Raw genomic sequence first — 25,347 nt, 5'->3', positions numbered from 1 at the left:
TTTCGAGTTTGTTCGTCGATATATGGAAGGTAATGATAAGCAAATTGAAGAGGTCAAAAATGCTATACGCTATATTCATCCTGTACACAAAAATCGTGAAAATCCGTTAGAATCTTTTCAGAGAACTTTTATCGATTTATTGAATCCATATGATAATCTTGAGTATTCAAAACAAGCTTTTGAGCCAGATATCGGTACAGCAGCTATTTTAATTCCTACATGGCTACGTTACCTGGGACGTTTACTATCTATCAACACTAGCATCACCCCTAAGTTTAGCCCTGAGATTGAAGCTGAATGTCAGATAGATCCTAACGATCCGTATGACTTAAACAAAAACTTGCCCGAAGGCAATATTGAAGATGCCAATCAACCCATTTGGAAAAAGCTAGTCTTTAGTCTCGCGCTTATTTTATTCGGTATCATCATGTTATTCGTTTTTGCATTTTTTATTGACATGATAGGGGCAATTAAGGGATATGACACAGGGTTGACCTATAAGCTGCTGTATTGGTTTCATTTAGTGTGATTGCTTAAATAAAAATAAGAAGGCTGTGAATGCAATTACGCGATGACTTCGCTACCCATATTAGTGAGCTTAACAACCCTTTGGCGCGTCCATACAGTCAGCCTATAGATAAGACGCTACTTAACGATAATGAAAGTGATGTCGACTATCTTAATAGAGAAATCCATAATATAAATCCCGATTATCTTACCTTTTTTCCTGCTTATTTCTGGTATTTTTATTTTGCTATTGGATGGGTTTATTTTTCTTCTTTTATGTTTTCTGTCACTTTTATCTTCCTGTTCATATTAAATAAGGATTTCGTGTTATCTGGTTTTACTGTATCGTTCATAATACTGGGCATTTTTATGTTTATAGTATTTTGCACACCTTTAGTCCTAATCCTCTATCAATTCATTACCAAGAAACCGTTTCGCACCCAATACTACTTTTTAAAGCAGCAGCAAAAAATAGCTTACTACTACCGTCCGCTATGGAAAATCAGACAGCCTTATGAGCTGAAAATAGTAGACTACAAGGACGTCCATCCAGACCTCCATCAAGACAAAGGCAATCGGGCGTATACACCCCTTAATCTTTATGTCGCTGATCCTGAGACAGGCGATATCACCCATCATCTAAAGTTAGAGGACTATAACGTCAATCCAAGAGTGCAATGGGCATTTATTCGCACCTATATGGAAAGCCCGAGTGAAGCGCTACCGATAGATTCAAAGTTATGTCAGGCTTATCCTACTGATACTAGCAAATCATTATTTGCCTGTAGCGACATTATCTATCGAAGAGAGGGTTCTATAAATACGAAACATACTGGAGACACCGTTGTTGCCATGCTGGCTATAGGCTCACTTTATGCTTTAGGGAACTTATTTCACGGCAGTCATTATCAATGCGTCAAACGAGCGATTCTACATCCCGATGTGCATAAGTTACTGACATGGGACGGTCAAGATAACCCGTATCCCATTCAGCCCATCACGCCAGAAGCTAAGAGGGCATTTCAAGGTAAAAACTGGCAAGTGAATATCAGATGGATAGTGGCGATCGCGATTAACGTTGGTTTATTTGTATGGGCGGTAGTGGCTTATAATGCTTAGCTAGTAGTTATCTACTACAGTCCCTGATTTGAAGAGTAAATAATATAAGTAGGGAGTTTGTCTAGAAGACCCATGAAATCAATACTGATTTTAAGTAATGGACTCAAACTATAATTTGATAACTTTAAAACCGATACACTATTATTTGTATGAATGCTTACTTACTGACTCTACCATGCAAACACAAGACAATAGAATCTACTGCTAGTAGCCTATGATATGTACAGAAGCGTGGTTCTAAAAAGATATAGATGAAATTTTTACTATCAGGCTATATAGGAAGTGGGCGTTTAAAGAAGAGATTCAGTTCAATAAGAAATATTAAGGCATAAGAAAAAGGCTTCCAATTGCTTGGAAGCCTTTTAATGTAATGGTACCCGGAGCCGGACTTGAACCGGCACGCTATTGCTAGCGAGGGATTTTAAATCCCTTGTGTCTACCAATTTCACCACCCGGGCAAAACTTGTTTTATCTAATATGTAAGCTAGCTGATAGACCATCTAGTTACTAGATAATTGCTCGCTATTATAGTCAATTATGATAATAATGCAAGCTTAAATTAACGTAAAGCTAATAAATAATTGGAGGCTGGAGTCGGAATCGAACCGGCGTTAACGGAGTTGCAGTCCGCTGCATGACCACTCTGCCATCCAGCCAATCAAGGTGGCCTATATTAGCAAAAATATAATAAATTACAAGTGATTTTTTCATTAAAAACAGGTTATTTACTACCTTATCTATAAATAACCCTAATTTAGAGTTATTTATACGATTAATAGGCTTTAAGATGCTATCACCAAGCTAGTGCTCAGTGATGTTTTCTAAAAATAATGGCGATGAGACGCTAAACGATATCCTTGTTATCACGTTTTGCTTTTTTAATATCACGATAAGTTGCGGTGCAAATTAATATCAGCACCCCTAACGTAATCACTGGCCAAATCAAAATATATGAGCCGTAGATAAAGACGTTATCCATACTATCTCCTTATAGTCTCTTTTAATAGTCATCGGATGATCAGTTTGATGACGCTATGACAAACTGACCAACCGTTGTTTACATCAAATAATTTCAGTTAAGACAATTTAAATTTGTGGTGTATCAGGCTTATTATCGTAGTCACCCACACGCTGCTTGATTAAGTCAAAATCAAAATGTTCGTTACCCATCAGGCTGACTATCACACAGACGATAGTACTAGCGCCATAAGCGGTCAGTGAGGCCAGTAGAACCATATATTGACGTAAGAAGCCAGTGGCAAAGATTAGCATCAGTACGAGCGTGATAGCAGCGGCTCCCATGCCTATCTTACGACCTAAGAATCCAAAGACCATCAGACCAATCACGACAGCACCACCGACACTGGCCAATATCTCGAAGAATAGGGCAGTGAAACCTGTAATCGGTAGTAATTCAAAGCGTACAACACAGAATAGAAGAAGTCCGATGATGACGGCTGAGGTGAAAGCAGTATTGGTCACGCGATTCCAGAAGACACTGGCAATGACAGGAAAGACGATCGCCCCCCATAATGCGCCAACGAAGACTAGCATCACTAAAATGTCTAGTTTAAAGCTGGCAAAAATCAATCCAGCTGCCGTCGCGACAATCATCGTGCCACGACCGACAAGCATCATGGTTTTTGGTTTAATATGACCTTTTTTGGCGATGTTTTTACCATAGACATCAGCCATCATAATTGTCGATAGTGCTGATAAGTCTGAGTCAGCAGTGGATGACAATGAGCCAATCACTAAGATAAAGAATAAGGCGATAAATACGGGATGCAGATAAGTGCTCACCATCTGTGGAATCAGGTTATTCATATTGCCATCAAGTGGTTCGATACCAATGGTAACAGCCATCAATCCAATCATACCTAAGCCAATGACGATACCAGCGTAGCCTACGGTGGCTGTGACAAAGGTGGCCTTGATCTTAGTTTTATCAATCGCAAATAATCGTTGGGTAATGGTCTGGTTGCCGATCGCATAGGCCAATACCGCAACGAAATAGGGCGCACCTTGCTGAAAGAAGGCTTCAGAAGAGAAAAAGTCTTGCTGCTCCAATGTCAGATTTGATAGTCCTTCAACCATGACTTCAGGCCCACCCATCGCAAATAGTACCGCTGGGATAATGACAACACCAATGGCCATCAACGCGACCAATTGGGCGAAATCGGTAAACACAGATGCACGGAAGCCTGACGTCAACGTATAACTCAATACCCCGATACCCGCGATCATCACACCGGTTTGGAACGATAATGGTGACAATACTGACACCAATGCTCCAGCGGCAGTAAAGTTGACCATCAAGCTAATTAAGCTGCCCATAATATTGGATATTGCTAAAATTAATTGGCTTGATGAACCATGGCGGGCATGGATGAGTTCGCCTAATGTATGACCATTGGGGGCAAGCTCACGAAAGCGCATACCAAAAGGATAGATGAATAAAATCATCAACGCGCCCCAAAACCCATAATGTATCGGTCCTGACACGCCGTATTTATAGCCAGAGGTAGCAGCAGCATAAAATGAAGCAGCCCAAATCCAAGTGGCGGTCATACTAGCCGCACCCATACCAAAGCCAACACCGTGGCCTGCGACCATAAACCCAGAAGTTGTTTCTTTGTCCTTTTTTATCAACAAAGAAAGCAGGTAAGTACCGCCATAAAAAGCTAGTAGTAATAAAATAATGGTTAATGATGAAAATTGGAACAATGACTCAGTTTTCAAACTTATACCTCGCAATTGTTTTAAGTAAATAAAGTTTATTAAAATTATCTATTCCAAACTATTGAGCATACGACATAGCCTAAAAAGCCCTCATACCGGATGTATGTGGCTGATGTAAATAGCAAAAATACCAACTGTAGTGTTGAGCAAGTACTAAGTGTCGTGCCGCTGTTTTATGACTCACATCGTGTTAAATCAAAACGACAGGGGCTACTCTCAATAGGCGTCAGTTCATGGATAAACCATGACGCTATTAATAGGCATACACAAAGGTAGCTGAGTGCTAAAGAAAGCTCATATGATGAGCGTCTATAGCAGAATTACGAATGAGCACTAAGCCATGAGGGCATGACCTGAGCTCGGTTTAGACAGCCTTATCAGCTGTAATAAGCAATAGTTAAGAGATTTTTACTCAACTATCGCATTGATGCATCACCTGTAATTTAAATACCAAATCCAGTGCTTTGTGAATAATCAGCACAGTGAACTTGGTATTAACAAATAAAACTACAGGTCTGTTAAGTGTATGTAACATGTTCGTGCGGTTAGGGTAACCTATTATGTCGTCAACCTCAAATGTTATGCGAGATTAATAGAGCATTTTCTCAATTCAATTGCTTACCATTTAAATGGGCTAAAAGTAGCTAAATCTAGCCAAACAACGTCAGAAATCTAGTTATTATCTGCGCTGTTTTTCTCGTTTGATGGCAACTTATCTAATTTTTATTAATATCTTTAAAATATAGACACGGCCTATACTTGAGCGTCGGAACGCCCAAGGTAAGCCATCAATAGATAGTCTAGGTTTAGTAAAAGGGGTGGTATTGAGAGTTGTTACGAAAAGCTAATATGAGTAAATTTAAGGTGATTTCTATTCATTAGTTCTATGAATTAGCCTTTATTACAGAACACGTGATGATGGATCAAGTGCCTGAGTAGTAGGTCACTCTATCGTTACGTAAGAACCCTGCTAATCCCAATCCATAACGCTCAGCGACACGTACCGCTGTACTGGTAGGCGCAGACATGCCAACTAGCCAAGGTATGCGACCACGGATGGATTTTTGTACCAGTTCAATTGACAGACGTGAGGTCATTAGCACACAGTCGACATCGACCTTCTGACGCAGTTGCCAGCCGATCAGTTTATCGAGGGCATTATGACGTCCTACATCTTCGAATAGATATAATTGCTGCTGATGCATCGTTGCCGCTGCATGTACGGCGCCTGTTAGTTGGTGCGTGTGCTGTGTGGCATCGACTTGTTGTCGCATTTCTAATAAGGAATCTAGACTCGGCGTTGCGGATTTTTTATTTGAGCCGTTTGATACATTATCTTGGGCGTAACTACTCAAATCAGGCAGAGCTTGTGCCAATCCAGTGATACCGCACATGCCGCAACCTGTGCGCCCTGCGAGCTGACGTTTCTGTGCTTGGATACGCTGATGGCAGCGTTGGTTTAAGATTAGTTCCACGATATAAATATCATAGTCCTGTAGCTGCTGTAAGGTTTGCTCAAGGCTTTCTGCTTCAACACTTTCTGATTCCAGACCTTGATCAGCTGATTCTTGAGTAAAGGGTTGGTAGCTTGCGGTATCGGTTAGCTGAGTGACGTCCCAATCAAGCAATTCATGGCTGTGTTGGATCAAGCCTTCGCTAAATAAAAACCCAACAGCTAAGTATTCTAGCTGATGCGGGCTAGCCATCAGTACCGCATAGTGAATACCATTGATAATGATGGCAACAGCAGCCTCTACGGCGAGACTGGCTGGTTGGCGATCAATACGTACCTGAGAAGTATTGTCATCATTGTTGCTAACGGATGAATAGTAATGCTTTTCTGATAAATGGGTACGTACTAGTGGCGTCAATGTATTTATGCTTTCAAACACATTGCTTTTATGCTTTTCACTGGTGCGCTCATTCTCTTTAATATAGGTTTCAGTTGTCATCATTTTACGATCTACTTCCCACTTACTATACTGACTCAGCGACGCTTGCATTGACCCGTTGTAAGACAACCGTCGTTGATTTATACGCTGGTATGTGTGAATCGGGCGCATGCGTGTCTAAGTCAAATAAGTCATTACATTCAGGGTAATAGGCAGCAACGGCATTAGAGGCAATATCCATTTCAGTCAATACCAGGGGCCCTAGTGTACGCGGCTGGCTAGTATCATTTGGGTTGCCTTGTCGAGATACCATGACACTATCACCTGCGTGCCAGCCTAGGCGGCTGATTTCATCGGGATGCATAAACAAAACATCACGGCGATTGGCCTGACGATAGCGATCGTTATAACCAAAAATCATCGTATTAAATTGGTCATGACTACGAACACTGGTCAATTGCCAAATCTTTTGTCCATCGTTTTGATCGTCAACATCACTGCCATTTTTTCTCGCATTGTCTTCAAGAACTGATGTAGTTTCTGCCATTTGTGCGGCGACATAAGTAATTGGGTATTTTGGTACTTCGAACTGTGCTTTACCACTATCAGTGTTCCATACGCGATGGCGAGCAGCATGATACAAATGAAAGCCACGTTCAGTAGTGCGAATGCGATGATTAAAATCTTCAAAGCCATTGATAGCTTGAGCAACATAGTCACGAACGATGTCAAAATCCTCGCTCATCGCTTGCCAAGGAATGGTAGAGTCAGGGCCAAGCACATGAGTGGCTATGTCTGCCACAATCTGTGATTCAGACTTTAAGGTATCACTGACAGGTTTGAGCGTGCCTTGAGTGGGTACTACCTGACACATCGAATCTTCGATGGTCGCAAACTGCTCACCTTTAGCAGTCACGATGCGTTCAGTACGGCCTAAACACGGCAAGATTAGATTGTTTGCGCCTGGATATAGCATGGTTTCATTTAGCTTAGTGCCTACGAATATATTAAGCTGAGTCGTGGTAAGAGCTTGTTCAATGGCGGTGGTATCAGGGGCTGCCACAGCGTAATTACCACCCATTCCCATAAAGATTTTTAATTTACCAGCGATAAGGGCTTTGGCACCAGTAACAACGTCATAACCATGCTCTTGTGGCATAGGGTGCTCAAAGACGCGTTCAAGACTGTCTAGCAAGCTTTTGCTAGGGCGTTCATGGATACCCATGGTGCGATCACCCTGTACGTTAGAGTGCCCACGAACAGGAGATGCGCCTGCGCCATCAATACCAATCATGCCCATTAGTAATAATAAGTTGGTAATCATCGCGACATTGTCATCACCTTGCACATGCTGAGTGATGCCCATACCCCATGTGCAAATGGTTGCAGGACTAGCAGCAACTAGCTCGGCGAGATTTATAATGTCTGTTTCTAGAATACCGCAACCGAGCTCGATATCTGCCCATGACTGCTCTGTCAGCCATTGCTTAATTGGCTCAAAACCTGATGTATGAGTAGTAATGAAATCGTGGTTGATCTTATCGTTTTCAATCAGCCATTTGGCGATACCTGTCAATAACGCCGCATCGCCACCGATCTGAAGTTGAACCACTTCATCGACCATGTCATTGCTTTGACCTGCTGCCATATGTGTGGGTTTTTGTGGGTTTCTAAATTTACTCAGACCTTGTTCGCGCATGGGATTGATAGAAATAATTCGACATCCTTGCTCGTGAGCATGGGCGAGCATCTCAAGCATTCGTGGATGATTGGTTGCTGGATTTTGTCCAAACATCAGGATAAGTTTGGCTTGCTCAAAATCTTCTAACTTGACCGTTGCTTTACCAATACCTAACTGCTTACCTAGCATGACCGAGGTTGGCTCGTGACACATGTTTGAGCAATCAGGTAGGTTATTAGTACCGAAACAGCGTACGAACAGCTGATACATAAAGGCTGGCTCGTTGGTGACACGGCCTGAGGTGTAAAAGAGCGCCTCATCTGGCGAGCTCAGCTGTTTGAATTGTTCAGCGATACGTTGGTAAGCCATCTCCCAAGAGATCGCTACATAGCGGTCTTGTGCGGCATCATAATATAGCGGCTCTGATAAGCGGCCACTGTGCTCTAGCTCATAGCCTGTCCACCCTTGTAGTTCAGTGACGGTGTGTCGTGCAAAGAACTGGGCATCTGCTTTTTTGGTCATGGTTTCACTAGCGATGACCTTGATACCATTTTCACAGACGTCGATGGCTTTGTGTGACTTGTGGTCAGGCCAAGCACAACCTGGGCAATCAAACCCGCCTTGAGGTTGGTTGCTTTTGAATACGCTGACACTGCCACGCAAAAAAGTTTGATAGTCCATCAGTTTACGAGTAGAGGAAAACAGCGCAGGCCAACCAGCAGCAGGGTGGGAGTAGACAGGAATTTTGCGCATGACAAACCTCATAGATAAATGGTGATGGATAAGTTGTTGTTATAGACGACAACTATATAATGATGAGCGAGAAATTTGTAGAATCAGTAACTATAGATAACAAAAAACCTTTGAGAGGATTGAGTGTTCTCAAAGGTTGATAAGTGACCTATGCTGTCAAATCTGTAGACATTCACTTGGGAGATTTTAGTTACATAGCCTGACAATAAAAGTCAAACCACATCTGTCTTGGCGTTCTATAGCCTAAACCTATAAAGTGCGTAATACCGAGCAGCTTTTCGAAGAGGGTTGGATCTAATATAGTCAATTTTCTCAGAATATTAAGTCTCCGATAAAGTTGGGGCTGTTCATCTTACTCAATATATATTTTTACTTATAACAAAATGCAAGTATTGTCGAAATATCACGATATAATTTCTATACGCACTGCAAAGTTTGCATAAACTGTATCTTGCTATTCAGCATCTCTTTTTTCAGCCAGTTTTTAAACACCACCTTTCTCTCATCTTCGTAAAAAGGGTGATAAGACAATAAATGATAAGACGAGCTGTCTGCCATTGGAGGATGGATTAATTCTAAAAAGTGATGCGAAAGTTCTTTTTCCACCATAAATATTGAAACAATAGCGGTTCCCAAACCAGCTAAGCATCCTTCAATACATAAGTAAAAGTGCTCTAACACCATGGTCTCGTACGATAAAATCTCGCTACTGACTAACTTGGATTTATTTATATGATGCCAAAAATTTGGTCGAGAAGAAGTCAGTAATAGGGTGTTCGTTGGTTCAGTTCTAGGGTTGCGGACAGCGACTATGTATTCTTCAATAATTTTCTCATGAAATATATTTTTGTCCCATTCAAAATCATTTCTGCGCAAAGCAATATCAATAGATTTCCCTTGAAAGTCTACTGTTCCACCATCCGTTAGTAATACAATTTCAAACCCATAATTTAATGAATTAAATTCAGCCAAACGCGGTATCAACCATTTCATTGAGATAGTGGGTTCACAGGAGAGTACCAGTTGCTTTTTTCGATGATCTTGTCTCGTTAGATCTACAAGACAGTCATCTAATTTTGCAAAAACTTGCTGGCAACAAGAAAAAAGTAGATTGCCATTGGCTGTGAGCACCAGTTTCTTATTGACTCGGTTAAACAAAGATACACCTAAAGCATCTTCCAAATTCTTAATCTGTTTACTTACTGCACTTTGTGTCACAAACAGTTTCTGAGAAGCAAGCGTCACACTATTATGCTCTGCAACGTAGTAAAAGAACCTTAATGAATTCAACGATATTTTTTCTATCATGCCAAAATCTCATAGATGATGATGTAATAAACTCAATTTTAGTTTATCTGTAAATGTAGGAGAATGCACTTAAATTAATAATATGAAAAGACTAATATAAAGATAAAACTCTTTATATATTGGTATTTTCTTTATAGAGTTCATTACATGACAGAATTTTTTACCGTTATCATGATTACCATTCTTGCTGTGATTAGTCCTGGGGCTGATTTCGCTATTGTTACTAAGAATAGCTACCTATACGGGCGTTCAGTCGGTGTGCTAACGTCTATTGGTATAGCGCTAGGTGTCTTAGTACACGTGACTTATACGTTAGTAGCTGTTGCGATTGTAATGAAACTTGCGCCAAATTTTTTGACAATCATAAAATATCTTGGTGCACTTTATCTTATTTATATTGGTTATAAGACATTCACACAAAAGCCTGTACATGACGTCGGCGCTTCTGCGCGCATCAGTTCCGGACAAGCATTGCGCTATGGTTTTTTTACCAATGCTTTGAATCCCAAAACTACATTGTTTGTCATTAGCACGTATACGCAGATTGTTAGCGCCAGTACCCCAAAATCTATTTTAATCGGTTATGGATTGTTTATGTCTGTGGCTCACTTCATATGGTTCGCCTTGGTGGCTTTATTGTTCTCTCAACGGACGCTAAGAGAAAAAATGCTAAAGCAGCAAGTCGCAATTAATCGTGTCATTGGTTTTATATTAGGTCTATTAGGTGTGTTCTTGCTCTTTGCAAACTTAAACTAAAGGAATTAAATATGAATAAAGTTACCTTTATCGATATGGAAAGGGGTTTAGTTCCGGAGATATGGAAATTAATGTAAGCATTGCGGCTGATAGGTATTAAAAGCTTTTGCGCAAAGTAGAGAAGTGTCTCTATTTATTCTTAAATCACCTAGGGTGTGTCATCGATTAGATTATGAGGCTTAAAATAAGAAAAATTGTAGATAAATAATGTATTAATGTGCTAATTGATAACACACCCTAACACTCTAATAACTTTAAGGTTGAACTTTCATGACGCTACAAATTGATCATATCTCACTATCGGTTGCCAACTTAAATAATGCTGAAAAATTTTACGATGCTATTATGCCTATTTTAGGTGCTAAGAAAGTAGAGGGTTCAGCCGAGGCTTTAAAATACGGCGTTCGGAACACGCCAGCTGCTCATCATAATAGCTATCTGACTATCTTTGAGGCACAAGACTTCACTCGTAACCATGCTAACCATTGGTGTTTTCAAGTCGATAAGAGAGATAGAGTTGATTCCTTTCATGTTCAAGGCATTGCTAATGGTGGATATGACGCTGGGCAGCCAGGACTTCGAGCTGAGTATCATGAGGGTTACTATGCCGCTTTCCTAATTGATCCTTCAGGGAACAAGATTGAAGTCGTTTGTCATTCTTTATAAAATTTATATAATGACTATGATGATTAAAAATGAGGAGGGTAGATCACGCCAAGGATAGCCGACACGCATACGATACAGTACACCTTCGACCGTTTGTCTAAGATTCCCTGTGTTATAGATATTAAGCTCTAGTAATATAGACCTTAGTCTTGTCCAGTATTGCTCTTTGAGAAAGGCATAGCAAACGACGTCTTTTTTGTGTGAGAACTTAAAAATTACTCGTTTGCTATTTTTTTGCTCATAATGTTCAACACGCCCATTTAACAGGCGTTTTTTATTTAGCATTCAAATGCAGCTGTTTTGCGGATTAGCTCAAAATCAAGCTGTCATCTTCGACTTTTTCGCCACGAGTTTGCTCAAACATATTGAGCAAGTCATGTACAGTCATGCCTTTGCGAGCATCACCAGCGACATCTAGTACGACTTGACCTTGATGCAACATAACGGTACGTGTGCCATGCGCCAGTGCTTGTTGCATCGAGTGCGTGACCATCATCGTTGTCAGCTTGTTGTCCGTTACAATCTTATCGGTCAACTCTAAGACAAAAGCAGCTGTCTTTGGATCAAGTGCCGCTGTATGCTCATCTAGTAATAGAATTTTAGACGGTTGCAATGATGCCATAAGCAGACTGACAGCTTGTCGTTGACCACCAGACAACAGTCCCATACGGTCAGTCAGTCGATTCTCTAGTCCAAGCTTTAGGACTGAGAGTTTCTCTCTAAACAAGTCTCGGTTATTTGGGTTTAGCGCAAAGCTCAAACCACGCTTGCCGCCGCGCTTATAAGCAAGCGCCATATTTTCTTCGATAGTGAGCGCTTCACAAGTTCCTGCCATTGGGTCTTGAAACACACGAGCAACCCAATGAGCACGTTGATGCGCAGTCTTTTTGGTGACATCAATACCGTTTAACAGGATTGAGCCACTATCGACGCGCGTGGTACCACTGACTGCGTTTAGAAAGGTCGACTTACCAGCACCATTAGTACCGATGACAGTCACAAACTCACCATCTGCAATGTTTAAATTGATACCGCGTAGTGCAGGGTTTTCAATGGGCGTTCCAGGATTAAAGGTCAACCGCAAATCTGTAGCTTGCATCATAATAATTCTTCCTTATGGTTGCACATTGACATTAAGCTCGAACTTTACGACTTAAAAATTTATTTTTAGCTTTTGGCAATACCAAGGCAAATACGACGAGTAGCGCTGTAATCAAGTTCAAATCCTGCGGGCCAAAGCCAATACTACGCAGCGTATCACTCGATAGGGCGACCTGAATAAATAGCTTGTACAGCACAGCACCAACGACCACAGCAAAAGTAATCAGCCAAATGCGCTTGGCCGGAATTATGGTTTCACCGATGATGACCGCTGCTAGACCAATGACAATCGTACCGATACCGATCGAGATATCTGCGCCGCCCTGAGTCTGAACAAACAAAGCACCCGCTAAAGCGATCAAACCGTTAGACACTGCCATACCAACGATGGTCATCCATGAGGTATTAATACCTTGAGCCTGCGCCATTCTTAGGTTCGAGCCAGTCGCACGCATCGAAAGACCAGTTTCGGTACTATAAAACCAGTTTAAAAACAGCATGGCAAGTATCACAACCATACCAATAATCAAACAGCGCATCCAATAGCCATTACCATCGGTCACCAAGGTACTAAATACCGTGGTTTCGCCCAATAGTGGTAAGTTTGGCGCCCCCATAATACGTAAATTGATAGAATATAGGGCAACCATGACTAAGATACTGGCAAGTAATTGCAGTATGCCAAGTTTGACATGCAACCATGCAGTAACGATACCAGCGACGGAGCCTGCTAGCATACCAAAGGCACAGGCCAACCATGGGTTGATACCAGCGATGATGGATATACCAGCGACTGCGCCACCTAGCGGAAAGCTACCGTCAGCGGTCAAGTCAGGAAAGTCGAGCGTACGAAATGAAATCAGTACGCCAAGTGCAACAAGGCCATAAATTAGACCGCTTTCAAGCGCACCAAAAAAAGCAATTAAGGACATAAGATATTAGTCGGTTATCATCAAGCGTTTAGCGATTATTATCACAAGCAAAAAACAGCAAAGGTATGAAGCATGCTGCCTATAAGCCTATATAACCCAAACGGCTAAGCGGTGAATTTAACAGATTAAGCAATCTGCGGTTAGGGTAAACCAAAACATCTTCCTATGAGGAATGAGCATAAAATACCTTGGTTCGAAATTCGGTTTTAATGCTTATATCACATTAAAAATAACCCAGCTCATATACCAGTAGCTGGGTCATTTTTATACTGAAATAATAGCAGTAAATATAAGCAACAATCTATGATTAAACCATCAATATAATCGTTTAACGTGATGCTTACATTCAGAGGGCGCTATTCTACCACTTCTTTTGCTTTATCGATAACTGCTTGTGGCAATGTGATGCCTTCAGCTGTGGCATTTTTTGGACTGACATACAAATCAAGTGCTTGCGGCGTATAAACAGGGATATCGCCTGCCTTTTCACCGTTCAAAATACGCACCACAATTTTACCTGTTTCGCGGCCAAGTGCATAATAGTCAACGCCCAATGCAGCAATGGCACCGCGTGCAACAGAACTGGTGTCTGAAGCAATCAGCGGAATTTTACTTTCTTTAGCGACTTGGAACAGTGACTCGTAAGCAGATACCACGTTATTATCGGTTGATGTGTAAATCATATCAACTTTACCTTCGAGGCTACGTGCAGCCATCGCGATGTCGGTACTGCGTTGGGCAGGGGCTTCATGTACAGTGATGCCCATTGGTGTCAGCTTTTCTTTTAGATTTTTTAGGATAATAGTAGAGTTCACTTCACCTGGGCTATAAACATAACCTACATTTTTCAAGCTTGGAATAATTTGGCGCATCAAGGCAATTTGTGGCTCGTAAGGGAGCGCATCAGAGCCGCCAGTTACATTGGTGCCAGAACCATCAAGCTTTGATACCAATTTGGCTTCTACTGGGTCGGTCACGGCAGAGAATACCAAAGGAATAGTGCTGGTAGCAGCTGCAACCGATTGTGCTGATGGCGTACCAATGGCAACGATAACATCTGAGTTGTCTGCAACGAATTGCTTAGCAATCTGCCCTGCAGTAGCAGTGTTGCCCTGTGCGCTTTGGAAATTAACGGTTAAGTTTTCACCGTCTTTAAAGCCGGCCTCATTTAGCTCATCGATGACACCTTTGCGTACGTCATCAAGCGCGGGATGCTCAACAATAGCCGTAATAGCGACGTTTTTCATCTCTGTTGCGGCATCGCCAGTGGCGCTGTCAGTACTACCAGTATCTTGTGCTGACTGATTACAACCAGTCAATAGAGCGGTACAAACACCGCCTAATAATAGCGCCTTACTAAAATTGAAATGACCAAAACGATTTTGATACAACATGGGTCTCACTCCTGAAAATAATAATGTGTCCGTACATTATTTAATAAATAAACATGATTGCTAGCGGTTCTTATATTGATAAAACGCCTTAGATAGGTAACGATTACTTATTTAGCACTCTTTGCTTCTTTGTCGACATTGATGGCATTTTTTAGCAGCTCATCGGTCAAGCTCACGCCTTGCTCAGCTGCATGTTTTGGGCTGGCATATAAGGTTAACGTATTCATGACTTCGGGCTTGATCGTATTGACGGCTTCGCCACTTAATACTCGATACACCATTTTGCCTGTAGTACGACCAAAGTCATAGTCATTGACACCAAGCGCCGCAGTAGCACCGCGTCTCACACTAAACTCGTCTGAAGCAATGACGGGAATATCAAGCTCATTGGCAGCACCTGCCATCGCTTCAAAGGCAGAGACGACATTGTTGTCTAAAGAAGTATAAATAATATCAGCACGACCAGATAAGCTACGCGTTGCCATAGCAACGTCCGTTGGGCGATTGGCAGTGACTTCTAATATTTTAAGGCCACGCGCGGGCGCTGCTTTTTTCAGTTGGTTGAGTACCGATACAGAGTTGACTTCACCTGGGCTATAAACGTAACCAATGGTCTTAGCATTAGGCGCAATTTTCTGAATGTTGTCTAATTGCGGCTCGATAGGCAACTCGCTAGACAAGCCTGTCACATTAGATTGGATAGGCACAGCGTTTGCGTCGATAAGCTTTGCCGCGACAGGATCTGAGATAGCGGTATAGATGACAGGAACGGTTTTAGTTGAAGCCACGATTGATTGAGCAGAAGGCGTTGAGATGGCCACGATGGCATCTGGGTTGTCTCCTGCGAATTGCTTGGCAATCTGACCCGCTGTCGCTGTGTTTCCTTGAGCGCTCTGGAAGTTAATCGTTAGATTTTGGCCTTCGACATAACCGTTGTCAGCCAGCTCATCTATGATACCGCGGCGCATCTCATCTAACGAAGGGTGTTCAACAATTTGCGTAATGGCCAATGTTTTGGCGGGCTTGCTAGCATCAGCAGTGGCACTGTCATCAGTTGCAGCAGTGTCTGTAGCGTTTGAGCAGCCGATCAGTCCGAGAGTGGCGCTGATAGCAGCACCGTATAGGCTTAAGCGTAAGGTAGAAGCAATAGTCATTATTAGGTTAACTCATAGGTTATATCAATCGTAAAAACCAAGTACATATCGTTAGATGTGTTCAGTCTATTTATAAGAGACCTTAATCATCTTCGTTATGCTTGGGTTTTGAACATGATATTGGAAAATGCAGGTTAGCCGAGTCAATGCTATGTTGATGCCAAAATAGCAGGCTAACAATAAAGTAATCGTTCCATCGATCATTATGTTCATATTATGACAGTAATGTAAGTTATCGCAATAAAAAATTCAGTCGTGTTCGTCATCGGTGCTAATAAGGAGTAGGTTGGCTATCTTATTCAGTAAAGTCACCATCAAAAAGCTTACAAGCTAGCAACGCATCTATTACGGACTGCCTTCATAATTAACGTAAGCTGATTTTTATAAGAGAATTTTCTGATACGAGAATGATAGTAAGTCTAAAATTCACATTACTATTGCGCTGACGTGGCGAATATAGAACTCACGCTGGTCTCTACTTGATATTGTCTAAACGAATATTCTGCAAGCAACATTATGAAAGCACCATTATGAAGGTAACATTATGAACACTGCTAATCTCAAACTATTAACCATCGCGGGTATTACTGCCACCTCCTTGATTTGCTTGCCGGCTGTGGCAAAAGATGGTCATGGAAACGGGCACGGTAATGGACATGGAAACGCAAAGGGTAATTCTGCCCATATCAGTAAAAACTATAAGCATAATGGCAAAGCCCACCCAAATATTAATGCTTATCGCAATGCTAGCCCTAACGCCTCATTTAAGCGTGATATCGATAGATACGGTTATAGAGTGGTCGGCAAGATTGATAGAAGGAATTATGATCGTTCAGTCATTTTAGACCGTTATAACGATCGCTACGTTCGTATTCGTACGCCAGAAAATAATATTGTGACGGTGATTAGTGATACGTTGCAGATCATTGATATTTTGAATAGGTAAGGCGTGGTTTTTATTCATTTAATAAATCAACCATAAAAAAAGATGCCGCTAGGGCATCTTTTTTATTTTTTAACACTAAAAATAACCGTTAAGCTAATACGTCACCAACGACACAAGCATCCGGTAAGGTAACAACAGTCAAGCCCGTCTTTGGCTCACCAGTTGATAGCACCATACCTTCTGAGATGCCAAATTTCATCTTACGCGGGGCAAGATTGGTCACACAAATGACCTTTTTATCGACCAATTGCTCAGGCTCATAAAACTTACGAATACCGCTAAACACGTTGCGTGGTTTTTCTTCGCCAACATCTAGCGTAAACTGTAAGAGCTTGTCCGCGCCTTCGACGTGGTTACAGGCTAAGACGTGTGCCACTTTCATCTCAACTTTGGCAAAGTCTTCGATACCAATATAGTCAGCTTGCTCAGCGTTTGCATTGGCTTCTGGTGCTGCATTTTTCGCTGCTGGCTTGTTGTTTGTGATGGCAGCTGGTGCTGGAGCGTCTACTTGTGCAAGAGAGGCTTTTGAGTCTTCAACCATAGCTTCAATATCTTTTTCTTCGATACGCTGCATTAGTGGTTTGAACTTGTTGATTTTATGCCCAAGTAACCACTGATTACGGCTAGCAAAATCTAAGCTGTCAATGTTTAAGAATTCTCTGGCATTATTGGTCAGCTCAGGTAGTACAGGTGCAAGGTAGACCATCAATTGACGGAAAATATTAATCGCAACCGAGCAGACGTCTTGAACTTCTTGTTCAGTGCCTTCTTGTTTAGCAAGCGACCATGGTTTTTTCTCATCAATATACTCATTGGCTTTATCTGCACACTGCATGATTAAGCGCATGGCACGTGAGAATTCGCGGTTTTCATAGGCAGCAGCAATCTCATCGCCCGTTTTGGTGATGTCTTCTAACAGTTCTGGCTCTGCGCAAACTTCTGAAAGCATGCCGTCGTATTTCTTCACCAAAAATCCTGCACTGCGACTGGCGATATTGACGACTTTACCAACCAAGTCAGAGTTGACCTTTTGCATAAAGTCCTCTAAATCTAGATTGATATCTTCGACTTTGTCAGACAGTTTACTGGCGAAGTAATAGCGCAGGTACTCAGGGTGTAAATGCTCAGCGTAAGTTTCGGCCTTGATAAAGGTACCGCGTGACTTACTCATCTTCTCGCCATTGACCATCAAGAAGCCGTGGGCAAAGACACCTGTTGGTGTACGATACTCACTACCAGCTAGCATCGCCGGCCAAAACAACGCATGGAAGTAAACGATGTCTTTACCAATGAAGTGGTAAACCTCAGTTTTGTGCTCGTTTTCTTGTGCCCAATAGCGGTCAAAATCAAGCGCTTGCTCTGTACCTGCACGTTTGTCGCATAGGTTTTTAAAACTTGCCATGTAGCCGACTGGTGCATCTAGCCATACATAAAAGTATTTATCTGGCTCATCGCTTGGGGTATCTGGAATTTGAAAGCCAAAATAAGGCGCATCGCGTGAGATGTCCCAAGTCGCTAAGCCTGCCTCAAACCACTCTTGCAATTTATTGGCCACTGACGTTTGCAAACGGTTGTCACTGCGTGTCCAGTCTTTTAAGAATTGCTCAAACTCTGGCAAATTAAAGAAATAATGCTTAGAGGTTTTGAGTACAGGTGTTGACCCAGACAGCGTAGACTGTGGATTTTTAAGTTCGGTGGCATTGTATGTGGTGCCGCATACTTCACAGTTATCACCATATTGGTCTGGGCTATCACATTCAGGACAGGTGCCTTTGACAAAGCGATCGGCTAAAAATAACTGCTTTTCAGGATCGAATAACTGTTCAACGTCTTTAGTGCTGATGTGTCCAGCGCTACTAAGACGACGATAAATAAGCTCAGAAAATTCTTTATTCTCTTCTGAGTGAGTAGAGTGATAATTATCAAAATTAATCAAAAACTTAGAAAAATCAGCTTCATGTGATGCTTTCACTGACGCAATCTGTTCTTCTGGTGTAACGCCATTGGCTTCTGCTTTCAGCATGATGGCGGTACCGTGTGCATCATCTGCGCAGACATAAGTGACCTGATGGCCTTGCGCTTTCATCGCACGTACCCAAATGTCTGTCTGAATATATTCTACAAGATGCCCCAAATGGATATAGCCATTGGCGTAGGGCAGCGCACTGGTTACTAGAATCTCACGCACTTTCATCACCTATATTTTTATATAAACGGGTTAGTTATCAAACGTCTTAAGCAGCTTATGGCTATTGGACGCGATGTTATCAATGCTAAAAACTTCCAAAAATAATGAAAATTTAAAAAGTGTGCCTATGATACCGTAATTCGGCTAAATTTGTGATATTCCTTGGTAATTACTTCTCATTCGTCAGGCATCTACTAACCATAAACAATAGGCTTGCATCGAATTGAGTAGTTATCAACTGGCCATAAAAAACCCACCGAGCAATCTCTAAGTGGGTTTTTGATTAGGTACAGTTGTTTAGATTTTATTATTAAAAGTTAAAACGAACCAAACATAGTACCTAAAGTGATAACAGTGACGACCGCCACCAGTGGAATAGCCATTGTGACCATGGCAACGTTTAGATATGACTGCTTGTGGGTCAGACCACAAATCGCTAGTAAGGTAATAACCGCACCACTATGTGGCAAGGTATCCAAACCACCGGCTGCCATGACAGCGACTCGATGCATCAGCTCTGGATCGATACCAGCATTGACGGCCATTCTGAGATAGTCTTCACCCAAAGTGGATAGAGCAATACTCAAACCACCAGACGATGAACCGGTAATACCCGCCAGCGTAGTCATAGCGACCGCTTCTGAGATGAGTGGGTTTTCAGGGCTTAGGTTCAAGATGCTATCACGAATGATAAGGAAGCCTGCCAACGAGGCGATGACCGCACCATAGCCTACTTCCGATGCCGTGTTAAAAATCGGCAACATAGAGTCGTAAGTACCACGGTTAATGGTTTTTTGTAGATTGTTCCAATGTCCAATACGTAGCAAGATTAACACCACGCAAGCCACAACCAATGAGAGAATAATTGACCATAATCCGAGTGAGCCTGCGATATTTAAGTCAGGAAACTGCGCCTGTAGAGCGCTAAAGTCCATCGATGGAAAGATAGCGTACGTCAATACAGCGTTTAAACCGATGACCAATATTAATGGAATCATCGCAACGGTAAATGAGGTGTGATGCGTGTTTAATGCTTCAGTTTCTTTTGCAGTTGAACTGATACCACCCACATCTTCTTCATCATGCTGACCATAGCCTTCACCCGCTGCATTGGCCTTTCTGGCTCGTGACTGCAACCACAACCAACCACCAATAAACATAACCAGACCACCGATAATACCCAAAATAGGCGCGGCAAATACGTTGGTATTGTAATAAGGAATTGGAATGGCATTCTGAATGGCAGGCGTACCTGGCAATGCTGTCATCGTAAAGGTGAATGAGCCTAAAGCAATCGCTGCTGGTATCAAGCGCTTAGGAATATCGGCAGCTTTGAACAAGTCTTTGGCGATTGGATAAATAGCAAATGCCACGACAAATAATGACACACCGCCATAGGTCAAAATAGCACAGACTAAGATAACGGCTAAAATGGCTTTGCTAGCACCAAGCTTTTCGACCACAGTATTGGCAATCGCTGTCGCTGCACCAGAGTCTGCCATCAAACGCCCAAAGAGCGCACCCAATAAGAAAATAGGGAAGAACTTAAGTAAAAATCCACTCAAAGCACCCATGAAGACATCGGTATAGGCGGGAATACTGCTTAAAAAGTCACCTGAAAGAAATACGGCTAATGTCGCCATAATCGGTGCTAAGATCAGCACAGAATAACCGCGATAAGCAAAAAACATGAGTAACAATAAGGTAATGACAATAGCAAGCGTACTAAACATGATGGCCCTCCTTGGCAAAAAAAATAAGGCAGCGAGTATGCCGTGCTTATCCATATAGGTCAATAAAATTAATCAAAACAGGTCTATTTCGTCTGTTTTATCAAACATAAATCTAGACTCATGCGCTATCCATCATTAATATCTTACCGATCTATATACTGCACAGCGTTGACTCACATGCGCTGACTGTTATTTTCTAGTCGCTACGAAAATAATATGTTAAGTTAGCACAAGTGTTTCACGCATGATATAGCGATATAAAATGTATTGTTATGGATGATAATATAAAATACAATGTTTTCCATTTATTAGGTGCAGTAAACAGTAATTACTCTCAAATATGATAATCGTTCAACATAGCTCTAACTATAATTTTTACAACCAAACATTAAATTTACAAGGAATGTGAATATGTTTAGTGCCATCACCAATATGAGCGTGCAGTTAGTCAACCGCTATCTACCATCCCCATTCGTATTTTCGATCGTGTTGACCCTCATCGCGTTTGCGGTGGGACTGGCTATTACTGGCCAAGATATGATTGCTATGGCAGGGCACTGGGGCAATGGATTATGGTCATTACATAGCTTTGCCATGCAAATGGCATTGGTCCTAGTGACAGGCTACGCATTTGCCAGCGCACCATTCATTCAGCGTTTGTTAGACAACCTTGCCAGTAGAGTGCATTCTCCTACGACCGCTATTATCGTATCGACCTTGGTTGGGCTAGTCGGTTCATGGATAAACTGGGGGTTTGGTCTTATCATCGGGGCTATCTTTGCGAAAGCCTTGGCAAAGAAAGTGGCTAATGTCGATTATCCTTTGCTGGTCGCGGCCGCGTATTCTGGTTTTGTAATTTGGCATGGTGGTTTTTCAGGATCGATACCGCTCACACTCAGCTCTGGCGGTGATACGTTGCTGACGTTATCAGGCAATACCATGACTGAAGCAGTACCTCTGTCACAGACGGTATTTGCAGGCTATAACTTGTTGCTAGTAGGTTTGCTTATCATTATTTTGCCACTCGTTAATCGCTTTATGCATCCCAAAAACCCTACGGTTATCGATCCCAAATTGATCAAACAAGAAGTGTATGTCGCGCCTCAGAGAGACACGCCGGCACAAAAACTAGATGACAGCCGTATTATTGCTGTTATCCTATTGGCCTTGGCGCTGATGTACTATATCAGCGAGTTTGGTAGTAAAGGTTTTAACCTCGGGCTCAACATCGTTATTGGGCTATTTTTGTTTATAGGGTTGCTATCGCATGGCACGTTAGAGCGTTATTATCGTGCCGTGCACTCAGGGATAGGTGGCATCACAGGTATTGTGCTACTGTTCCCGTTCTACGGCGGTATCATGGGCATCATGACTGGTGCGAATGCTGATGGGATTTCTATCAGTACGCAGGTGACCGAATTTTTCGTCAATTCAGCTTCCGCCGACAGTTTCCCAATCTTTGCTTTTTTGAGTGCGGGTCTGGTCAACGTCTTTGTACCATCGGGCGGTGGACAGTTTGCGGTACAGGGTCCTGTTATGATTCCTGCTGGCATTGAGCTGGGTGTGAATCCAGCAATTACTGCGATGGCGATTGCATGGGGCGATGCGTGGACTAACATGATTCAGCCGTTTTGGGCCTTGCCATTGCTAGGTATCGCAGGTTTGGATGCGCGAGCCATTATGGGCTATTGCCTGATCGTACTGGCAGTATCTGGTGCTATTATCATGGGTGTGTTTTGGCTAGTGGTATAGTCATTCCACTATAAAAGTATTAGATATACATCTACACGCGGCAGCCTTGTAATATTTTTAAATTGAATCGAATCGACTATACAAGGCTATAACGCGAAAAAAAATAAGCATGATGAGTTTTCACTGTTAGGTCTTATTAAAAGCGAAAATCAAACGGATAATTGAGATACTTAATTCAGCATTGGTTTATGCAAGGATTAAAAATATAAATGATAATCATAGGAGATAAGTATGAGTCAATCAAAGATATACAGTAGTGCTGAAGAGGCGCTAAAAGGCGTCGTGACTGATGGGCAAACGCTTGCTATTGGTGGCTTTGGTCTATGCGGCATTCCAGAATCGTTAATCGAAGCATTGCGTGATAGTAAAGTTAAGGGTCTAACCTGTATCAGTAATAACGCGGGCGTGGATGACTTCGGTCTTGGGCTATTACTACAAACTCGTCAAATCAAAAAAATGATTTCATCATACGTTGGTGAAAACAAAGAATTTGAGCGTCAATATTTAGCTGGCGAGTTAGAAGTTGAGCTGACGCCGCAAGGAACATTGGCTGAAAAATTGCGCTCAGGCGGGGCAGGTATCCCTGCGTTTTATACCGCAACAGGCGTAGGTACTCTGGTCGCTGAAGGTAAAGAGACGCGTGATTTTGATGGTCGCACTTATGTGTTGGAGCATTCATTACGTGCTGATGTGGCATTAATCAAGGCGCAAAAGGCTGATAAAGCAGGTAATCTAATATTTAACAAAACTGCTCGTAACTTCAACCCAGACTGTGCAATGGCAGGTAAAATCACAATTGTTGAAGTCGAAGAGATTGTAGAGACGGGTACATTTGATCCAGATGAAGTGCATCTGCCGGGTATCTTCGTTCAACGTATTGTATTGAACAATAGCCCTGAAAAACGCATCGAAAAAACGACAATTAAAGCAGTGTAAGGTGCTTAAATAAAAACGTGGTCGAAGCTTAATTGAAAATAATTAGCAGTCTAAATGAACAAAAATAGAATATCGTAGAAATAAGGAATTTACCATGGCATGGACAAGAGAACAAATGGCGCAGCGTGCTGCACAGGAACTACAAGACGGCTATTACGTAAATTTAGGCATTGGTCTACCAACGTTGGTCGCTAACTATATTCCTGAAGGCGTGGACGTGTGGTTACAATCAGAGAACGGCTTACTAGGTATTGGCGAGTTCCCAACAGCAGATAACGTTGATGCTGACTTGATTAATGCTGGCAAGCAAACGGTCACAGCAGCGCCAGGCTCCAGCTATTTTAGCAGCTCAGAGTCTTTTGCAATGATTCGCGGTGGCCATGTCAATTTGGCGATATTGGGTGCGATGGAAGTATCAGAAAATGGCGATTTGGCCAACTGGATGATTCCAAAAAAGATGGTCAAAGGCATGGGCGGTGCGATGGATTTGGTCGCAGGTGTGCAGCGCGTGATTGTCCTAATGGAACAAGTTAATAAACACGGCGACCCAAAAATTCTGGCCAATTGTGAGCTACCATTGACTGGCAAAGGCGTGGTTGATCGTATCATCACCGAGCTTGCCGTATTAGATGTGACTGACAGCGGGTTAAAATTGGTTGAGTTAGCAGAGGGTGTGAGCTTTGAAGCGTTACAAGAAAAAACGCCAGTAAACATTATCCAGTAAACTTTGTACAGTAAGCTCTTTACTGTAATGTGATTGTCTTAACATTAATGAGCTCCATCCCTCAGATAAATACGCCACTATAATTATAGTGGCGTATTCATTCAGTTCTATTTTTATAAAAACTAACAATATTTTAGACCATTATAAGGAATATGTATGGCGACCCAACTACAACAAGATTTGACAGGCAAAGTAGCGTTAGTCACTGGCTCTGCAAGTGGTATCGGACGTGACATCGCTGAAACTTATGCAAAAGCAGGGGCAGCGGTTGGTATTGCTGATATCAATATTGAAGCGGCGCAAAAAACCGTTGATGCTATTGAAGCGGCTGGCGGACGTGCTCTCGCGATTGCCATGGATGTTACGTCAGAAGATGCAGTCAACGAAGGTGTACAGCAGCTAGTAGATACCTTTGGCGGCATTGATATTTTGGTCTCTAATGCTGGTATTCAGATCATTGACCCTATAGATAAAATGGCTTTCAGCGATTGGAAAAAAATGCTCAATATCCATTTGGACGGTGCATTTTTAACCACCAAAGCAGCGATTAAGCATATGTATAAAGGCGATAAAGGCGGCACGGTCATTTATATGGGCTCTGCTCATTCGCATGAGGCCTCATTATATAAAGCCCCTTATGTGACCGCCAAGCACGGATTACTAGGTCTGTGCCGTGTATTGGCCAAAGAAGGTGCAGCACATAAAGTACGTTCGCATGTGATTTGTCCAGGCTTTGTTAAAACACCTTTGGTAGAAAAACAAATCCCAGAGCAAGCAGCTGAAAAGGGTATCAGTGAAGAGTCGGTCATTAACGATATCATGTTGGTTAATACGGTAGACAAAGAATTTACGACGGTAGAAGACATTGCGCAATTGGCGCTATTTTTAGCGGCGTTCCCAACCAATGTATTCACTGGACAATCTATTGTTGCCAGTCATGGTTGGTTTATGAACTAAGAAATCAGTAACTATCCATTCGATGGAATAGCCACTCGTTTTCTTCTAGATTCTTATCCGATCAGCATCTTGTTTTATACCCATTAGAGCCAATTAGATTGGCTCT

At 42.1% G+C, this 25,347-nt stretch carries 19 protein-coding genes, 2 tRNA genes and 2 pseudogenes; 9 read left to right on the top strand and 14 right to left on the bottom strand.

The window, feature by feature from the left end:
- Both JMW61_RS13730 and JMW61_RS13725 read left to right on the top strand, forming a co-directional pair.
- Positions 1–529 (top strand): annotated as a pseudogene (locus JMW61_RS13730) (hypothetical protein); the annotation flags it as partial.
- A 347-nt stretch (positions 530–876) separates the two neighbouring features.
- Complete coding sequence (locus JMW61_RS13725) at positions 877–1,626, top strand: DUF6708 domain-containing protein (RefSeq protein WP_201551901.1); 750 nt, start codon at positions 877–879, stop codon at positions 1,624–1,626.
- 371 nt (positions 1,627–1,997) lie between these two features.
- On the opposite strand, the gene JMW61_RS13720 is transcribed toward JMW61_RS13725, so the two are convergent.
- The 7 genes from JMW61_RS13720 to JMW61_RS13695 form a co-directional block, all read right to left on the bottom strand.
- Positions 1,998–2,084: transfer RNA gene (locus JMW61_RS13720), tRNA-Leu, on the bottom strand.
- A gap of 124 nt (positions 2,085–2,208) precedes the next feature.
- A tRNA-Cys gene (locus JMW61_RS13715) sits at positions 2,209–2,282 on the bottom strand.
- A gap of 188 nt (positions 2,283–2,470) precedes the next feature.
- Positions 2,471–2,605, bottom strand: a complete 135-nt coding sequence (locus JMW61_RS14310) for a putative transporter small subunit (RefSeq protein WP_220034714.1) — start codon at positions 2,603–2,605, stop codon at positions 2,471–2,473.
- Positions 2,606–2,712: 107 nt separating this feature from the next.
- Positions 2,713–4,353, bottom strand: a complete 1,641-nt coding sequence (locus JMW61_RS13710; RefSeq protein ID WP_201551964.1) for a sodium:solute symporter family protein — start codon at positions 4,351–4,353, stop codon at positions 2,713–2,715.
- 938 nt (positions 4,354–5,291) lie between these two features.
- On the bottom strand, positions 5,292–6,323 hold the full coding sequence (locus JMW61_RS13705; protein WP_227687476.1) for a formate dehydrogenase accessory sulfurtransferase FdhD: 1,032 nt from the start codon (positions 6,321–6,323) through the stop codon (positions 5,292–5,294).
- Between the two features lie 22 nt (positions 6,324–6,345).
- A complete protein-coding gene (locus JMW61_RS13700) occupies positions 6,346–8,694 on the bottom strand; it encodes an FdhF/YdeP family oxidoreductase (protein ID WP_201551900.1) in 2,349 nt (782 codons plus the stop codon).
- Between the two features lie 417 nt (positions 8,695–9,111).
- Positions 9,112–10,002, bottom strand: a complete 891-nt coding sequence (locus tag JMW61_RS13695) for a LysR family transcriptional regulator (protein ID WP_201551899.1) — start codon at positions 10,000–10,002, stop codon at positions 9,112–9,114.
- Between the two features lie 147 nt (positions 10,003–10,149).
- Between JMW61_RS13695 and JMW61_RS13690 the strand changes: the two genes are divergently transcribed.
- Together JMW61_RS13690 and JMW61_RS13685 are read left to right on the top strand one after the other, a co-directional pair.
- Positions 10,150–10,758, top strand: coding sequence for a LysE family translocator (locus JMW61_RS13690; RefSeq protein ID WP_201551898.1), 609 nt, complete (start codon positions 10,150–10,152; stop codon positions 10,756–10,758).
- Between the two features lie 270 nt (positions 10,759–11,028).
- The gene (locus tag JMW61_RS13685; protein WP_197102753.1) at positions 11,029–11,424 is read left to right on the top strand and encodes a VOC family protein; all 396 of its coding nucleotides are present in this window, start codon (positions 11,029–11,031) and stop codon (positions 11,422–11,424) included.
- A gap of 27 nt (positions 11,425–11,451) precedes the next feature.
- On the opposite strand, the pseudogene JMW61_RS13680 reads toward JMW61_RS13685, so the two are convergent.
- From JMW61_RS13680 to JMW61_RS13660, 5 genes and pseudogenes are all read right to left on the bottom strand, one after another.
- Positions 11,452–11,640 (bottom strand): annotated as a pseudogene (locus tag JMW61_RS13680) (hypothetical protein); the annotation flags it as partial.
- A gap of 91 nt (positions 11,641–11,731) precedes the next feature.
- Positions 11,732–12,526 (bottom strand): ABC transporter ATP-binding protein, encoded by a 795-nt coding sequence (locus JMW61_RS13675; RefSeq protein ID WP_201551897.1) that lies wholly within the window; start codon positions 12,524–12,526, stop codon positions 11,732–11,734.
- Between the two features lie 31 nt (positions 12,527–12,557).
- A complete protein-coding gene (locus tag JMW61_RS13670) occupies positions 12,558–13,457 on the bottom strand; it encodes an ABC transporter permease (RefSeq protein WP_194197089.1) in 900 nt (299 codons plus the stop codon).
- A gap of 356 nt (positions 13,458–13,813) precedes the next feature.
- On the bottom strand, positions 13,814–14,851 hold the full coding sequence (locus JMW61_RS13665) for an ABC transporter substrate-binding protein (RefSeq protein ID WP_197132217.1): 1,038 nt from the start codon (positions 14,849–14,851) through the stop codon (positions 13,814–13,816).
- A gap of 107 nt (positions 14,852–14,958) precedes the next feature.
- Entirely contained in the window at positions 14,959–16,005 is a 1,047-nt protein-coding gene (locus tag JMW61_RS13660) for an ABC transporter substrate-binding protein (RefSeq protein ID WP_194197091.1), read from the bottom strand.
- Between the two features lie 544 nt (positions 16,006–16,549).
- Between JMW61_RS13660 and JMW61_RS13655 the strand changes: the two genes are divergently transcribed.
- Complete coding sequence (locus JMW61_RS13655) at positions 16,550–16,951, top strand: hypothetical protein (protein ID WP_194197092.1); 402 nt, start codon at positions 16,550–16,552, stop codon at positions 16,949–16,951.
- An 88-nt stretch (positions 16,952–17,039) separates the two neighbouring features.
- Here the strand turns inward: JMW61_RS13655 and metG are convergent, their stop codons facing one another.
- Positions 17,040–19,145 (bottom strand): methionine--tRNA ligase, encoded by a 2,106-nt coding sequence (gene metG, locus JMW61_RS13650; protein ID WP_201551896.1) that lies wholly within the window; start codon positions 19,143–19,145, stop codon positions 17,040–17,042.
- A gap of 311 nt (positions 19,146–19,456) precedes the next feature.
- Positions 19,457–20,872: a GntP family permease gene (locus JMW61_RS13645; protein WP_197102770.1), complete on the bottom strand. Its 1,416-nt coding sequence runs from the start codon at positions 20,870–20,872 to the stop codon at positions 19,457–19,459.
- Between the two features lie 411 nt (positions 20,873–21,283).
- On the opposite strand from JMW61_RS13645, the gene JMW61_RS13640 reads away from it, so the two are divergent.
- The 4 genes from JMW61_RS13640 (at position 21,284) to JMW61_RS13625 (ending at position 25,241) form a co-directional block, all read left to right on the top strand.
- A complete protein-coding gene (locus JMW61_RS13640; protein WP_201551895.1) occupies positions 21,284–22,624 on the top strand; it encodes a short-chain fatty acid transporter in 1,341 nt (446 codons plus the stop codon).
- A 231-nt stretch (positions 22,625–22,855) separates the two neighbouring features.
- Positions 22,856–23,560: a CoA transferase subunit A gene (locus JMW61_RS13635; protein ID WP_197102773.1), complete on the top strand. Its 705-nt coding sequence runs from the start codon at positions 22,856–22,858 to the stop codon at positions 23,558–23,560.
- 94 nt (positions 23,561–23,654) lie between these two features.
- Positions 23,655–24,284, top strand: coding sequence for a 3-oxoacid CoA-transferase subunit B (locus JMW61_RS13630; protein WP_201551894.1), 630 nt, complete (start codon positions 23,655–23,657; stop codon positions 24,282–24,284).
- Positions 24,285–24,440: 156 nt separating this feature from the next.
- Positions 24,441–25,241: a 3-hydroxybutyrate dehydrogenase gene (locus tag JMW61_RS13625; RefSeq protein ID WP_201551893.1), complete on the top strand. Its 801-nt coding sequence runs from the start codon at positions 24,441–24,443 to the stop codon at positions 25,239–25,241.
- Positions 25,242–25,347 lie beyond the last annotated feature (106 nt).

It is taken from the genome of Psychrobacter fjordensis (genome assembly GCF_904845995.1).
In the GTDB taxonomy this organism is placed as follows: Bacteria; Pseudomonadota; Gammaproteobacteria; order Pseudomonadales; family Moraxellaceae; genus Psychrobacter; species Psychrobacter fjordensis.
Note: the sequence above shows the minus strand (reverse complement) of the source record. Positions and strands in the feature narration are given on the sequence as shown.